This window comes from Pelovirga sp. C15f (genome assembly GCF_057178085.1).
Genome location: NZ_JBXUCV010000005.1, coordinates 148,125 through 162,567, shown reverse-complemented (window position 1 = coordinate 162,567; position 14,443 = coordinate 148,125). Strand labels below are relative to the sequence as shown.

The following is a 14,443-nucleotide window of genomic DNA, read 5'->3' as shown; positions in this document are numbered from 1 at the left end:
CGTCAGCTCAGGACCAGGCGCCCAATACGTTTAGCCGCTAGGCGACAGACCAGGGCATACGGCAGAGCAACAGCTGGCATCTCGAAAATCAGCTCACAATGATTCTCGTCAATTTTCGTCAGGCGGTGGCCGGTCGCTGCCATGCCGGCAACCTTCCAGCTCCAGAAATGCAAGGGCTCAAAGTCAGTGATCTCGAAGGGAACCCAGAATCCGAGGACCGTCTGGATATGTCCCTTTAATCCGGCCTCAATAGATTGCCGGGGGCTCTTAACCGCCCGTACTGAAGGGCCCCAGACCGGCCATTGGTGGGTATCGATCAGAATGTTCCAGACCTGCTGAGGAGATGCACTGATGACATGCCTGACTTGCATTAACAAAAACCCCCTGTTTCAACTCGATGGATCGTCAATCAATAGCCACCTTATATATTATTATTCAGTTATCTTTATATTTGTCTATGACAAATATACATCTTGTTCTAATTTCTGGCAACTCAAGCTCTGAACCCTTTAAATTGGTGACAGTTATAATTAAACCGTTTTATAAGTTAATATGATGTCCCCATCACACAAAAAAGCCCCCGGAATATTTGCATCCGGGGGCTTTTTTGTGTGATGGGCTAATTGCGAGTTAAAGTCCTTTTAAACTGCCGTCTTTATCCTCGTCAGCAGGTGTCCCATATTGTTTTTTTTGGTTTCCATATATTTCACATTGTTCAACTTCACCGGCATCTCGATAGGTAAGCGCTCAACGATCTCAATACCATACCCCGACAGACCGGATATCTTCAGAGGATTGTTGGTCAGCAGACGGATCTTGTTCAGTCCCAGACTCCTGAGGATTTGAGCTCCGATTCCGTAATCGCGCTGATCTGCCCTGAAGCCGAGCATTTCATTGGCTTGAACAGTGTCACAACCCTGATCCTGGAGATTATAGGCCTTGATTTTGTTGATCAGACCGATGCCACGACCTTCTTGGCGCAGGTAGAGGATGACACCGGAACCTTCACGGGCAATCCGGGACATGGCAGCCTTGAGCTGATCACCACAATCGCAACGTTCGGAACCGAACAGATCTCCGGTGATACATTCTGAATGAACCCGGACAATGGCGGATGGGTCTTCTTCAGGTGTGCCCATGACCAGGGCAATATGTTCCAGCTGATGAACTTGGTCGGTGAAAACAGTCATGCGAAAGTCACCGTGTGCCGTTGGGATAACCGTTCCCGCTACTGCCGAAACCAGGCTTTCCGTTTGCAGACGGTACCTGATCAGATCCTCAATGGTAACGATCTTCAGGTCATAGGTTTGGGCAAAACGTTCCAACTGTGGCCGGCGCGCCATGGTTCCATCGTCATTCATGATTTCACAGATAACCCCTGCCGGTTTCAACCCGGCCAGTTTCATCAGGTCGACAGATCCCTCGGTCTGACCGGTGCGCACCAGTACGCCACCGTCCTTTGCCCGCAACGGGAAAACATGCCCGGGTCGGGCAAGGTCAGCAGAGCTACTCTCATCGGCAATCGCAACCTGAATGGTACGTGCCCGATCTGCCGCTGAGATTCCCGTTGTCACCCCTTCGCGCGCTTCGATGGAGACAGTAAAAGCCGTTCCGAATGAGGCGGTATTGCTGGCAACCATTGGCGTAAGGCGCAGATGATCGGCGCGCTCTTCCGTTAAGGACAGACAAATCAGCCCCCGTCCCTCACGGGCCATAAAATTGACAGCTTCGGCCGTAACGAACTCCGCAGCGATAACCAGATCGCCTTCATTTTCCCGATCTTCATCATCGACCAGAATAATCATCCTGCCCTGACGAAGTTCCTTCAGCGCTGTTTCAATGTCACAAGTGGACATGTGTCACTCCTTCAACATTCAGTCTACCCTTGAGGATCATCACATTTATGGGTATCTGCATCGATATCATTGACACCCTGCTTGAAATTACGAATACCCTTGCCAAGAGAAGAACCGATCTGGGGTAACTTTCCAGCGCCAAAAATGATCATAACCAGCACCGCGACAATCAGCAGTTCCTGTGTTCCGAGACCAAACATAGTCCTATTCCTTTCGTTGGTGTTCCAAAGGCCAACAGCCCGGTGTTAAACCGGGCTGTTGGTAATTTCTCATTCTTTGAAGTTCGGATAATCGAAACTGTGGCAGCCGGCGCACATCGGTTTTTTCTGTTGATGCTCACCGTGACATTCCATACAGGGAACGTCCTTCCCCCAATGGAGGTTGTCATGCGGATTCTGGACCTCTTCCCCAGCCGGACGCTTGGTCGCTTCGATCAAATCATCGAGCCCATGACAGTTGAGGCAAGCATCATTGGGCGGCAGGTTCCGGGGGGTGTTACTTTCGTGGCAGACAGTGCAGCTTTTGCCGCCATAAAAGCTGCCATGAAAACTGCGACCTTTAATCCCGTCAAACTGCTCCAGGGTCGATTCGGCAACGGCGATACCGGCAACCATCATGATCAACATCGCCAACAGAAAACTTTTACAATAAAATTTCATATCGAATACCTCTCTTAGCTCAAGATTTCATCATGGTTTCGGCTGCAGTCATCCCCATGACCATGCAGTCGGGAATCGAACAGCTGCCCAGGCGACTCACACCGTGCATACCGCCGGTCACCTCACCGGCAGCGTACATTCCGGGAATCGGTTTCCAGGTTTGTGAATCAATAACACGGGCATTGACATCGATCTGCGCACCACCTTGACAGTAATGAACCTTGGGCCAGTTACGCACGGTAACAAATGGAGCCTTGATGTACTTTCCTTTGGCTTTACCCATCGGTTTTCCAAACTGTTCATCAACCCCTGATTTCACGTAGCCGTTGTACTCTTCAATCTGCTTCTTGAGCGGTTCAAGCGGGATATTGAAGTGTTTGGCCAGTGCTTCCAGGGTATCGAACCTCCAGCCCACTCCATACTTAAGGACCTTCTCAAACGAGGGGTGTTCCTGAGCATGTTCCAGACTGGTGATCAGAATCGGCGCCAAGGGTTTACCGCTGTCATCGCGCAGCTTCAGCATGGCATCGGAGCGGGTTTTACGATCGGCAATTTCATTGATATAACGACGGCCGGTTTTTGCGTAAACTGACATTGAGTGGGCAAAGTTATAGATCGAATAGTTGGACACATAGCCGAAACCTTCCTCATCAGGGGAGGCCCAGGGACCGGTCTGAATGTAGCTCATATGGACCGGGATAGCACCGACCCGGAACATCTCCAGCAGCGCCTCACCGGTCGACACCGGCAGGTTCGTAGAGGGCACTTCAGCCGTCAGGGTCGGATCCTGGGCTGAGCGCAGAGCGATATGCTGGGCAAAGCCGCCGGTCGCGACGATGACACCACGCTGGGCACGAACGTTGACCGGAGTCCCCTCCTTGCCATAGTCCCGATGATATCCCTCCTTGATCACAACACCGATCACTTTTCTCTTATCGTCAAAGATAAAACCATCGAACTTGGATCTGGTTTCCAGACGAACGCCTAAACTGCGACATTTCTTGATTAACGGCTGGGTAATGCCGCCGCCATTGGTTACGGTCGTCTGATAGGTTCTGGGAACGGAGTGACCACCCAGTTGCTGCAGATAAGGGAAATAAACCGATCCGGCATCCAGGGTCATCTGCAAGGCTTCCTTTGCGCGTTTTGCCACATGCAAAAGCAGCTCTTCATAAGCGACGCCACCACCAGCCTTGATCTGGTCAGCGGCCATTCTTTCCGGAGAATCCTCAACCCCTTCTTTTTGTTGCAGAGAGGTTCCCGGTGCAGCAAAAAGCCCTCCGTTGATAGATGAGTTACCACCCAGATACGGCATCTGCTCATAGATAACGACATCTTTTGCACCCAACTGCTTAGCTTTGATCGCGGCCGCCAGACCGGCAAAACCGGAACCGATGATGACCACTTCGTTTTCCTTTTGCCACGAAACCTTTGTTGATTTCATCGAAGCAGCCATGGCCGGGCCGGCAAGCACCGCGGTGGCACCCGCTACGCCCATCCCGACCAGAAACTTGCGCCGATCATTCTGTTCCTGACTTTTCTGCATACCTTACCTCCTGGGTTAAATGTGCCCGCGCCGGGCTGTTAAAGATACCGGCATTCACGCTGCAGGTATTTTCTGTGGATATGCTCTAAGGGCGGTAACACAGTAGGCCTGGAAGAAAAAAATCTGTAGGGTAGGTATCGGGGTCTTTTCGGGTATATTGATCTACCCGATATAAAAAACCAGAAGTTATCGGGGTTCGTAAGGTGGGTTGACTGAGCCTGTTATCCGAACACAGGTGGTTGATTACCTGGCTGCGTAACCAGCATCCGGCGATCAGGCAGAGGGAGAATCAACAACTTTTAGCCTGGCGGCGTTACGACCGGCAATCCGGCCAAAAGCAATGCACTCAACAATGGCATTGCTACCCAACCGACTGGCACCGTGGACACCGCCGGTAATTTCTCCGGCGGCAAATAATCCGGGAATGGGCTGACGAGTTTCCAGGGAGATTACTTCAGCGTCGGCGTTGATCTGGATACCTCCCATGCAGTGGTGAACCTTGGGACTTAAACGGATAGAGAAAAAGGGCGGATTCTCAATCGGCTGCAGGTCAGCAGACAGGGGTCTGTCAAACTCAATATCGTGGCCATGGGCTAAAGAAAGTCGATATTTATCCAGCGTCTCCTGCAACTCAAACAATGGAATCGTATTGGCCTGGGCCAACGCTTCAATAGAATCAAAGCGTTTCACAACACCACGCTTCAAACAGGCATCCAGTGTCGTCGCGTATTTAACGCCGACACTGTCAACAATAGCCACCGGCACCCGGTTGCTGAAGAGCATGGCGTCCGTACGTAAACGCCGGTCAGACATTTCATTAACAAAGCGCCTGCCGGTTTTCGCATCCACCATAATGCCGAAGGGAAATCCTGCCAGCATGGTAAACATTGAACCCACCCCCCAGCCTTTTTCATCAAATGAGGCCCAGGGCCCCAGCTGGATCCAGGACAAATGAATAGGCGTTGCGCCGTAGCTCAAGGCAGCCACCAGGCTTTCGGCCGTGGCACCCTGATGATTCGTCGTATCCACCATGTCATTCAGACGAGGATCCTGGAGTTGACGGAAAGGAATATCGCTACTGAAACCACCGCAGGCGAGGATCACCGCACGACGGGCACGAATTCGGATCGGCGTTCCTGAATCTTCACGGTTGATCAGATAATCACTCAAAGCCAGAATCCCGCCTGTCGTCCCATCGACCTGCAGCAATTGACTGAACCGGGTTTTCATCCGAATCGGGATGTCCATCTGACGACACCGAACCAGCATTGGCTGCAGGAGGCCAAAGCCTGTGCCGCAAGCAGTATTATAAGTACGCGGCACCGAATGACCGCCGAGATGATTCAGATAGTCTTTGTACTTCACCCCCAGGGACTCAGTCCACCGCAGGGCCTCAAGAGATTTTTCCGCCACCGCCTGTGCAAGCTCAGGATGATTAATACCCATCCCTGCGGCCAGCATATCCCGATACATCAATTCCGGCGAGTCAACAATTCCCCCACGCTTCTGTAACGGTGAACCGGCAACCGCCAGCAATCCACCAGAAATGGCAGAGTTGCCTCCAGGAATCGACATTTTTTCCAGCACCAGCACACTGCTACCCGCCTGTTTGGCTTCGATGGCAGCCGCCAGGCCGGCAAAACCAGAGCCAATCACGACAACATCGTACTCTTGATCCCAGTGACCCGGTTTCTTCTTTTTGTTTTTAGAGTCCATAAGCTTCTGACCTGGCCTGATGGCGGCTAAAAATTTAAATCGCAGTTACGGGCAGCAAGATACAGGTGTAGACTGTTATTCTTGCCCTTTAGCCCAAGTTTCCGGCGGATATTTTTGCGATGAGTCTGAATTGTTTCGAAAGACAAGTTCAAAGTGTCGCAGATTTCCTTGCCGGACAGTCCCGCTTTAATAAACTGACATATCTTTAATTCGGTTTTACTCAATTTGAGCAAATCACCATCGAGTTCAACAGAGCAACCGGCAGACAAAGAAACAAGCTGCTCTCTTAACAACGACAGGTAGCCCTCGCGAGCGCTGGGATTCTCCTCGTTACGGACTTTTTCAAGTCCCGGCAGCAGGGAATTAAGAATACGTTCTTTGAGCTTGGCTTCCGTCTGGTTTCGATCATCCTCAATCGATTTAAGCACATTTCGCAGGGTAACATTCATTTCCTCTACCTGCTCTTTTTCTGCGATGATCTTGTTTTGCATGCTTTTCAACTCAGTGATATCCCGCAGAATGATCGGCCACAACGGAGCTCCATCCAGATCCATACGGGTCATGGTAGCCTGACAGGGGAACTGTGTTCCATCGGCATACATACTGATAATTTCAACGTTAAAACGCTGCCCTTCAAACAACTTTTGCCTGGCGCTACGCAAGGTTGTTGCCCCTTCTGTATCAGTCAGGACTTCGAACTTACTACCGACCAGCACCTCTAATGGGATACCATACATCTCGCTGGCCTGCTGATTAGCTTTGACCACCTCTCCATCCGCATCTAACAGGATAATCCCTTTACCGACAGCGTGAAAGAGGGCGCCCAGCAACTTTTCTGACTTTGACAGGGCCATGGTTCTTTCCCTGATCCGCTGTTCCAGCATCTGGCGATGGTCAACCAGGCAGGTCACATCGCTGAGGATCAGAATGATTCCAGATGTTTCCGGTAAAGAATCGCTGATCGGTTTAATATTCAGATTGAAATGATAAAGAGATCCGCCAATCTGAAGAGGAAGCTCATGGGTCTGGTGAGGAGGGAATAGGCTCAGAAACCTTGCTAATTCTTTCTCAGGCCGATCAAGTGGGGCTGCGCAGAATTGGCCAACAAGGTCTTTATTGGAAAAAAGTGTTACCGCTTTGGGGTTGGCCTCAACAATGATCCCTTGAGTGTCTGTAATGATGACAAGGTTAGAGGTGTTGGTATAAATATTTTTATAAGTCGTCCGCTCCCGACCTAACTGCAAATTTGATTTTTCTAGATCTCGAAATTCTTGATCAAGATTGGTTTTTTCCCAATCCACAACAATTTCTGTCTGAATAACCTCTGCCTGGGTAGTCAGCACATCCCAAAAATGAGCCCTGTCTGCTTCATCGATTACCAGACGCTTGGAAAGCTGATGTAATGAGCGCTTAAGCGCCTGGAGGTATTTAATGAAGCCGCTCAAGGGAATACCCCGGAGCTGATAAAAGTGCCGCAACTCGTTGATGGTCCTGAACTCCGATTGAAATTTCATACGGAAACCAGGACTCGTGGGGCAACCACCCGTGGATAAGCTATCAGCAATCATTAATAGATGAATATTAAACAGAGCAACCGCGTCTTGCTTTTTAAACATTTCGATTTCGAATGTATTCGACCGCAAAAGCTCTTGATGTAGCAATATCAGAAAGTCACCAAGAGCATCTTTGAGATAGGTGCAAAGTTTTGTGTTCAATATCTTCCTGCTGGAAAAAGGGGGGGAGAAACCATCAAAAGAATCATTGTCGGCTGGCTTCAAGCTGACAGCTGTCATTACTCAACGTTCCACATTGAATGATGCTCATATCTTTACACGAAAGAATGTTGTTGTAAACTTCATCTCATCAAACGACGCTTATCTGACTAGTTCCAGCAAAATAACACTGGGAGCAACGATCACATCAGCCAATCTAAGTACCTTGCCGCGGTTGCTGAGCACCAAGGGTTTCCCTCCGTTCCAGGTTCATGCCCTTTAGGACTGGAGGAGTTTTATCCTTTGAAACACTCTGCTATCCCCTCCGCATAGGAGACTGGTTGAATCGAAAAAGTCTCTGACCAGTTTTGAATATCACCTTCATTACCTTCAAGCAGCATGGTCAACTGATTCTGCGTCAAAGGAAATTTCTCAAAACCTTCCAATAACTTGACGAAGGGTTTGACCATGGATACCGGTTGATGAATTTTGTGGACCTTGTTTTTACCAAGAGCCTTGCCCGTCAGGTCAAGAATTTCGTCATAGGTATAGCTTTTGGATCCCCCCAAATAATAAATCTGCCCGGTGGCCTCCGGTAGCGTGAGAGCCTTGACATAGGTTTCGGCAACCTGATGGACACTCACCGGCTGAATACGATATTGACCATCCCCGACAACCGGAACGACCGGGAGTTTACGAATCAATCCCGCCAGCATTTCTACAAATTCACCCCCGCGACCAAAAATCAAGGATGGACGAAAAATGGTCCAGTCAAGCGCTGTATCGCGCAAAAACTGTTCTGCCTGCCATTTGCTCTGATGGTAATCGCTGGAGGCTTCCAGGCGGACGCCGTTTGCGCTCATGTGCAGAAAACGCTTGATTCCCAGAGCAACAGCGGCATCAATAACATGCCGTGAGCCGTCAACATGCAGGCGCTTGAAGGTTACCCCTTTATCAGGAAATTCCCTGATGATTCCCACCAGATGGATAACAGCATCACAGCCCTGCATGGCTCGCGGCAAACTATCGGGATCGGTTACATCTCCTGAATGAATTTCTACCAGGCTTGAATTGCCACTGTCCAGTTTACTCTCTGAACCGGAACGCACCAAGGCAGCGACCTCATACCCCTGCGCTACCAGTTGGCGCATGACCTCATTGCCGACAAACCCTGTTCCGCCAGTAACAAAGATCCTCATCATGCCATCCTTTCTCCAGGGTGTTTCCCCTGAGCCCTTGCAAGCACAGTGACATTCTGCACTTTATTTGCAACCGCTACCCTCAACAACGCTAACAGGAAAACAGCTTCTCTCAAGTCACCAGGCAAATTGCGCTCCGGCCTGAGCACTACAAAGAAAGTGAATTTGGCATTACATGTCTGAAGGTGACCAGGTGGATGATGCCTACTGAAAATCCCTGGAAGGGGTGATAAAACGCTGAGGCTGATTATTGTCCGACTATGCCGTACATATAATGCATGAGCGTTTTAATGATGAATTTTTCTTTGCCTGCCATGGCAAGGAATTAAATGCCCTTACCTTGACAGGCAAAGAAAGTAGCAGTCCTATCTGATTTGCTCTGCCAGATAAAGTTGAATCCCCATCTGTTCGATTTGATCCTGCTGGGTTTCCAACCAGTCAAGATGATCTTCCTCATCCTTGAGAATTTCTTCGAGGATGGTCTTGGTTCCATTGTCCCCCACTTCGGCAGCAAGACGAATACTCTCGTTATAACCCTTAATTGCAGTGTCTTCGGCAGACAAATCGAACTGATGCATCTGATCCACAGATTTACCGATGGAAATCTTGTCAAGCTTGGACACGATCGGCTGCCCTTCAAGGAAAAGAATCCGTTCGATCAGTTTCTCAGCATGCTTCATTTCGGAAATAGAGCGTTGCTTGATCGTCGCCTGCAAGGTTTCGTAACCCCAATCCTCGCACAGCTCTGCGTGAACAAAGTACTGATTAATCGCTGTCAGTTCTTCAACCAGGCGAGCATTCAGTGATTTGATCAGCTTTTCGTTTCCTTTCATTTGAAAATCCTCCTTAACTGATAGAAAGTGATAGACCGTTAAATTGTAACAGCAGCGCCGGCCTTGGCAAGTCACCAGGAGAAATTATTGGAATCGAACCAACTCCTAAAAGCCATATCGACTCTGACCAAGTACGTGCCAATCACGACAGATATGATAGAATGGAAAGGCAATGATCGATTGAGAGGAAATCCATGCGCGATCTGCTAAGCCCCGTGTCAAGGCGGTAAAGCGTCCGCAACCTATCAGAAAGGAGTTGCATCATGACCGATCAATTGGACAAGGCTATCAAGGAATCCGGTGAAAAATCAGCGTTTATCTGCATCAATTGTGGCCACCACAATATTCCTGAAGGTGACAAGAAAGCCGGCAAACAGATGAGTCCGGTCAAAGACCAGTTCTCGGAAGCCGTCAAGGAATCCGGTGAAAAGTCCGCATTTGTCTGTGGAAGCTGCGGCCACGTTCATTAAGGCGTTGCCGGCTGATTCAACAAAGACAAAATCGGCGTTGTGCGCAGGGCCTTAGAGATAAGGAAGGTGTGATAATTATTCGAAGATGAAGGTGTTGAGCATATAGTTCAAATCCGGGCTATGCTCTTTTCCAGGCCCGGTGCAGCCTTCATCTTCTTTTTCTTAAGCGCCAGGTAATTCCCTCCCAGAATCAGTCCGATACCGGCAAGCGCCTCGGCCGACCAGTGATAATCCTCCCAGAAGGTTGAAAGCACAAGAGCAACCAGCGGGAACAGCAGGGTGGCATAGGCGGCCCGTCCGGGGCCAATCCGGCCGACCAGGCTTAAGTAACAGCCGAAAGCAATCACCGACCCGAACAATGCCAGGTACCCAAGCGACAGCAGATAGGAGTAGGTCAACTCAATACGAAAGGGCGTCCCACTGACCAGCGCCACAATCAGCATACACAAACCTCCATAAGCCATACCGATGGTGTTGGTCTGCACCACCGGCAAACCATGCTGTTGATTGCGCGCCGAAATGATATTACCAAGGGAAGCCAGATAGGTGGCGGCAACACTGAGCAACAGACCCTGCAGCACTGGCCCGGAAAAATCCACTGCTACCATCTCCGGCCAGAACATCAGAACCAGTCCCAGCAATCCGAGACCGCCACCGAGCAGAACCTTCCATTCGACGGGAGTACCGAGAAACAGGCGCCCATTGAGCAGATTCATAATCACGATGGTGGAAAACACCACCGCTGCCAGGCCGCTGGTGATCTGTAATTCGGCCAGATAGAACAGCAGGTAATTAAGCGCAAACAGGCAGAACCCCTGCAGAGCAATCATGCCGTGAGCACGGCGGCCGAAACGCAATGACAGGCGGCGAAACACACACCAGGCAAACAACATCAGTGCGGCCAGAAGAAAGCGGTAGGCCACCGACTGGGACGGATCAACCACGCCCAGTTGAAACTTGATCGCCAGCCAGGTCGAACCCCAGATCAGCACCGTCATCATATAAAAAAGCAGATTCACCTGGATAACCCTTCCTCAAGCAGTTGTTCTGCCAGACGGTAACCATCAAAATCATTGCGGGATCAACACCTTCTGACGACGATTTCCTTATTAGGTGATGTGGTGGGGAAATCCAGGAACAATAACGCGTGCGATTCTGACCATGGAGTGACTTTAGCAAAGAGGGGATTTGTGTCAAAGATAAATATCCTGTCCCCCGCAACTCCCAAGAACTTCATTGCCCTTTGGTAAAGATAAGTACTGCCATCGATCCAAAAATCCTGTATGATTATTTTTTAATAACTTATCGCCAACACTCCAGGAGCGTTGATGCGTCACGTTAAAGCCCTTCTTACCTCCAGCTGGTTACTCTGTTCGGCACTGGCATTATTGCTGCTGCTCGCTTCGCTCACTGACGACCCGCGACTGCGCCGCCTCGACCTGCCACTCTATGACCAGCTGCTAACCGTGCGCCAGACCAGCGTCAACCCGCAGGTCGTTCTGCTGACCCTCGACCAGCAAAGCCGTCAACAATTGGGTGAAGCTGTTGCTTCACGGACAAAACAGGTACAGATACTCCGGAAACTGCAGCAACTTGGGGTCCAACGGTTGGCCCTGCTCAAGCCTTTGAGCTTTCAAGAACAACAGACTGACGACCCCCTCGCCAGTCAGCTCGCAACACTGCGACCAGTGTTAACCGTAGAGCCCTTATATTCTACTGAACTGAAAAGCAAACTGCCGGACCAGCAGTTACTCCAGCAACCAGATCCTGTGACAGATCCGAAACAACTATTACTGAAACGGCAAAATCCGCTGGCCGGTTTTCAAATCAAACGGCAACAGGAGTATAACTTCCTGCCACCGGCGCAAATCTTTTTCGAGGCAACCCCGAACTTCGGTCACCTACAGTTCACAGTGGACGCCGACGGACAAATTCGCCGCCACCCGCTGCTGCTGCCGGTCAACGACAAACTGCTCCCCTCGCTGCCTCTGCAGCTGGTGCTGCAGAACCAGGTATCCCAATTGACAGTGCCGGCGCCCGAACAACCAGGACAGCTGACTTACAGAACCTGGCAAACCAGTATCGACCGTGACTACCAGCTGCTGCTTGACCTCTCCGGTCGTGGCCGCTCCTATCTGCAGTACAATGTCAAACAGCTGCTCAGCGGCGAGCTGGACGATCGCAAGCTGGATGAAAAACTGGTCCTGCTCGGCAGCAGTGAAGATTTCACCGACCGGCAGCCTCTGGCAACCCGCGGCATGGTCAGCAGCAGCGAACTCGCCGCTTTAGCTACCGCCAGCCTCCTCTCACAGAACCCGCCCCACCGCCCAAGCTGGGGTTGGCAGCTGGAAACCCTGGTACTGGTCTACTTCCTGATTCTACTGTTGCTGTTGGTTCCCCGTTTAAGCGCACGGGCCGGGCTAATCAGCCTCGGCCTGTTCGCCGCAACCTGGCTGTTGACGGTAGCTGTCTGCCTGGTCCACTACGGTTACCGGCTACAGGTCGCTCCCGCCCTGCTGCTTTGCTCCGGTGGCTTTTTTATCGTCCGCTGGAAGGTTGGCCGCCGCACTGTCCGCCACAACATGTTCGACAACCACCGACAGCTGGCAGTCACCCTGCAGGAACAGGGCCGGCTTGACCAGGCCCTGGAGCAGTTTCTCCAGTTTCAGCCGAAAGATGATTCCTGCAAAGAGATGCTTTATAACCTCGGGATCGATTTCGAACGCAAACGGATGCCGCACAAGGCACTGACAGCATACCGGCACCTGCTTGCCAGCGGTCGCTTCCGTGACACCAGGGCGCGCATCAAACAGTTGCACGTAGGTGAAAAGAGCCCGCCGCCGGCGATCAACCCGAACGCCACCCTGATCCTCGACCGCCCGGGAGAAAAACCGACCCTCGGCCGCTACCGGATCGAAAAAGTACTCGGTCAGGGGGCGATGGGAACTGTCTACCTTGGTGTCGACCCGAAGATCAACCGCCAGGTAGCGATCAAGACCCTGACCTACCCACAGGTCGAACCGGATCAACTGACCAGTGTCAAAGAACGTTTCTTCCGCGAAGCGGAAGCGGCCGGCCAACTCAGTCACCCGAAGATCGTCACCATCTACGATGTCGGCGAGGAAAATGATCTGGCCTATCTGGCAATGGAGTGGCTCGACGGCAAGGAACTCAGCTACTACTGCCAACCAAAGAAACTGCTCGATCCTGTGCGCGTGGTGAAGATCCTCAAGCAAGTCGCCCAGGCTCTCGACTACGCTCACCAGCAGGGCGTGGTGCATCGCGACATCAAACCGGCCAACATCATCGTCCTCGATGACGCTCAGATCAAGGTCACCGATTTCGGTATCGCCCGGATGCTCAGCAGTTCGCGGACTGAAACCGGGATTATTCTCGGCACCCCCAGCTACATGTCACCGGAACAGGTCGCCGGCAAGAAGGTTGATGGCCGTTCCGATCTGTTCTCCCTCGGCGTGGTGATGTACGAACTGCTCAGCGGTGAAAAACCGTTTCAGGGAGAAAGCATGGCCGCGCTGATGTACAATATTGCCAACAGTAAGTATCGTCCGCTGGAGGAACTGCGGCCGAAGCTGCCCGCAGATTGCCTGGCAATACTAGCTAAGTTGCTGCAGAAGACCCCGTTGCGCCGCTATAAATCGGCCGGCATCGTGGTCATGGAGCTGGAAAAGCTGCAACAGAAAATGGAGAAAGGATGAAACTGACCGCTTGCGGCAGGACCGATGTCGGTCTCTCACGCAGCAATAACCAAGATTCCTTCTTCGCCGACGAGCACCTTGGTCTGTTCGTCGTCGCCGACGGCATGGGTGGCCACAAAGCAGGCGAAATTGCCAGCCACATGGCGATCACCTCGGTAACCCGACAACTGGAACCGCTGCTGCGACAGCAGCCGCAGGTGGAAGTCCTACAGCAGAAACTGGCAGAGGTGGTCGAAGCGGCCCATCGTGAGGTTACCACGGCAGCGGCAGAAAACCCGGCCTGGTCCGGGATGGGTACTACCCTGACCCTGCTACTGCTGTACGCCGGCCAGGCCCTGCTGGCACACGTTGGCGACAGCCGTCTCTACCGCTGGCGCGATCAACAGCTTGAGCTGCTCAGTAAAGATCAGACACTGGTCGCAGAGCAGCTGCGCCAGGGGATCATCAGCGAAACAGAGGCGGGCCACTCCAACCTGCGCGGCCTCCTGTTGCAGGCCGTCGGTGCCAGCGAACAACTTGACGTTTTTCAGCAAGAGCAACAGCTGCAGGAGAATGACAGCTTCCTGCTCTGCAGTGACGGCCTGACCGGGATGCTTTCGGATACCGATATTCACTCAGTTCTAGCGCGTAATCCACAGCCAGAGGCTGTCTGCGACAAATTGATCAAACAGGCCCTGCAGGCAGGCGGCAAAGACAATGTAACCGTTCTCATGGTGACAATGAGGGATAAATGAGA

13 protein-coding genes are annotated in these 14,443 nt (G+C 51.6%); 3 read left to right on the top strand and 10 right to left on the bottom strand.

Annotation, left to right across the window (positions count from 1 at the left end):
- Positions 1 to 2: 2 nt before the first annotated feature.
- From AC1931_RS12470 to bfr, 9 genes are all read right to left on the bottom strand, one after another.
- Entirely contained in the window at positions 3 to 371 is a 369-nt protein-coding gene (locus AC1931_RS12470) for an SRPBCC family protein (RefSeq protein ID WP_483877598.1), read from the bottom strand.
- Between the two features lie 270 nt (positions 372 to 641).
- Positions 642 to 1,856: a bifunctional 3,4-dihydroxy-2-butanone-4-phosphate synthase/GTP cyclohydrolase II gene (locus tag AC1931_RS12465; protein WP_483877597.1), complete on the bottom strand. Its 1,215-nt coding sequence runs from the start codon at positions 1,854 to 1,856 to the stop codon at positions 642 to 644.
- Between the two features lie 23 nt (positions 1,857 to 1,879).
- Positions 1,880 to 2,056: a twin-arginine translocase TatA/TatE family subunit gene (locus AC1931_RS12460; protein ID WP_483877596.1), complete on the bottom strand. Its 177-nt coding sequence runs from the start codon at positions 2,054 to 2,056 to the stop codon at positions 1,880 to 1,882.
- A 69-nt stretch (positions 2,057 to 2,125) separates the two neighbouring features.
- Positions 2,126 to 2,515, bottom strand: a complete 390-nt coding sequence (locus tag AC1931_RS12455; RefSeq protein WP_483877595.1) for a cytochrome c3 family protein — start codon at positions 2,513 to 2,515, stop codon at positions 2,126 to 2,128.
- Between the two features lie 19 nt (positions 2,516 to 2,534).
- Positions 2,535 to 4,061 (bottom strand): flavocytochrome c, encoded by a 1,527-nt coding sequence (locus tag AC1931_RS12450; protein WP_483877594.1) that lies wholly within the window; start codon positions 4,059 to 4,061, stop codon positions 2,535 to 2,537.
- 273 nt (positions 4,062 to 4,334) lie between these two features.
- A complete protein-coding gene (locus AC1931_RS12445) occupies positions 4,335 to 5,777 on the bottom strand; it encodes a flavocytochrome c (RefSeq protein ID WP_483877593.1) in 1,443 nt (480 codons plus the stop codon).
- 26 nt (positions 5,778 to 5,803) lie between these two features.
- Entirely contained in the window at positions 5,804 to 7,570 is a 1,767-nt protein-coding gene (locus tag AC1931_RS12440) for a PAS domain S-box protein (RefSeq protein WP_483877592.1), read from the bottom strand.
- Positions 7,571 to 7,785: 215 nt separating this feature from the next.
- The gene (locus AC1931_RS12435) at positions 7,786 to 8,691 is read right to left on the bottom strand and encodes a complex I NDUFA9 subunit family protein (RefSeq protein ID WP_483877591.1); all 906 of its coding nucleotides are present in this window, start codon (positions 8,689 to 8,691) and stop codon (positions 7,786 to 7,788) included.
- Between the two features lie 362 nt (positions 8,692 to 9,053).
- A complete protein-coding gene (gene bfr / locus AC1931_RS12430; RefSeq protein WP_483877590.1) occupies positions 9,054 to 9,521 on the bottom strand; it encodes a bacterioferritin in 468 nt (155 codons plus the stop codon).
- 263 nt (positions 9,522 to 9,784) lie between these two features.
- On the opposite strand from bfr, the gene AC1931_RS12425 reads away from it, so the two are divergent.
- Positions 9,785 to 9,991: a hypothetical protein gene (locus AC1931_RS12425; protein ID WP_483877589.1), complete on the top strand. Its 207-nt coding sequence runs from the start codon at positions 9,785 to 9,787 to the stop codon at positions 9,989 to 9,991.
- A 107-nt stretch (positions 9,992 to 10,098) separates the two neighbouring features.
- Here AC1931_RS12425 and AC1931_RS12420 read toward each other — a convergent pair whose 3' ends face one another.
- Complete coding sequence (locus tag AC1931_RS12420; RefSeq protein ID WP_483877588.1) at positions 10,099 to 11,010, bottom strand: DMT family transporter; 912 nt, start codon at positions 11,008 to 11,010, stop codon at positions 10,099 to 10,101.
- Between the two features lie 309 nt (positions 11,011 to 11,319).
- Between AC1931_RS12420 and AC1931_RS12415 the strand changes: the two genes are divergently transcribed.
- Both AC1931_RS12415 and AC1931_RS12410 read left to right on the top strand, forming a co-directional pair.
- Positions 11,320 to 13,707: a protein kinase domain-containing protein gene (locus AC1931_RS12415; protein ID WP_483877587.1), complete on the top strand. Its 2,388-nt coding sequence runs from the start codon at positions 11,320 to 11,322 to the stop codon at positions 13,705 to 13,707.
- Positions 13,704 to 14,441 (top strand): Stp1/IreP family PP2C-type Ser/Thr phosphatase, encoded by a 738-nt coding sequence (locus AC1931_RS12410; RefSeq protein ID WP_483877586.1) that lies wholly within the window; start codon positions 13,704 to 13,706, stop codon positions 14,439 to 14,441. Before AC1931_RS12415 ends, AC1931_RS12410 begins: the two co-directional genes overlap by 4 nt.
- Positions 14,442 to 14,443: the final 2 nt, after the last annotated feature.

Coding starts and splice junctions, on each gene's coding strand:
- AC1931_RS12470 (WP_483877598.1), bottom strand. CDS start 371: ATGCAAGTCAGGCATGTCATCAGTGCATCTCCTCAGCAGGTCTGGAAC.
- AC1931_RS12465 (WP_483877597.1), bottom strand. CDS start 1,856: ATGTCCACTTGTGACATTGAAACAGCGCTGAAGGAACTTCGTCAGGGC.
- AC1931_RS12460 (WP_483877596.1), bottom strand. CDS start 2,056: ATGTTTGGTCTCGGAACACAGGAACTGCTGATTGTCGCGGTGCTGGTT.
- AC1931_RS12455 (WP_483877595.1), bottom strand. CDS start 2,515: ATGAAATTTTATTGTAAAAGTTTTCTGTTGGCGATGTTGATCATGATG.
- AC1931_RS12450 (WP_483877594.1), bottom strand. CDS start 4,061: ATGCAGAAAAGTCAGGAACAGAATGATCGGCGCAAGTTTCTGGTCGGG.
- AC1931_RS12445 (WP_483877593.1), bottom strand. CDS start 5,777: ATGGACTCTAAAAACAAAAAGAAGAAACCGGGTCACTGGGATCAAGAG.
- AC1931_RS12440 (WP_483877592.1), bottom strand. CDS start 7,570: ATGACAGCTGTCAGCTTGAAGCCAGCCGACAATGATTCTTTTGATGGT.
- AC1931_RS12435 (WP_483877591.1), bottom strand. CDS start 8,691: ATGATGAGGATCTTTGTTACTGGCGGAACAGGGTTTGTCGGCAATGAG.
- bfr (WP_483877590.1), bottom strand. CDS start 9,521: ATGAAAGGAAACGAAAAGCTGATCAAATCACTGAATGCTCGCCTGGTT.
- AC1931_RS12425 (WP_483877589.1), top strand. CDS start 9,785: ATGACCGATCAATTGGACAAGGCTATCAAGGAATCCGGTGAAAAATCA.
- AC1931_RS12415 (WP_483877587.1), top strand. CDS start 11,320: ATGCGTCACGTTAAAGCCCTTCTTACCTCCAGCTGGTTACTCTGTTCG.
- AC1931_RS12410 (WP_483877586.1), top strand. CDS start 13,704: ATGAAACTGACCGCTTGCGGCAGGACCGATGTCGGTCTCTCACGCAGC.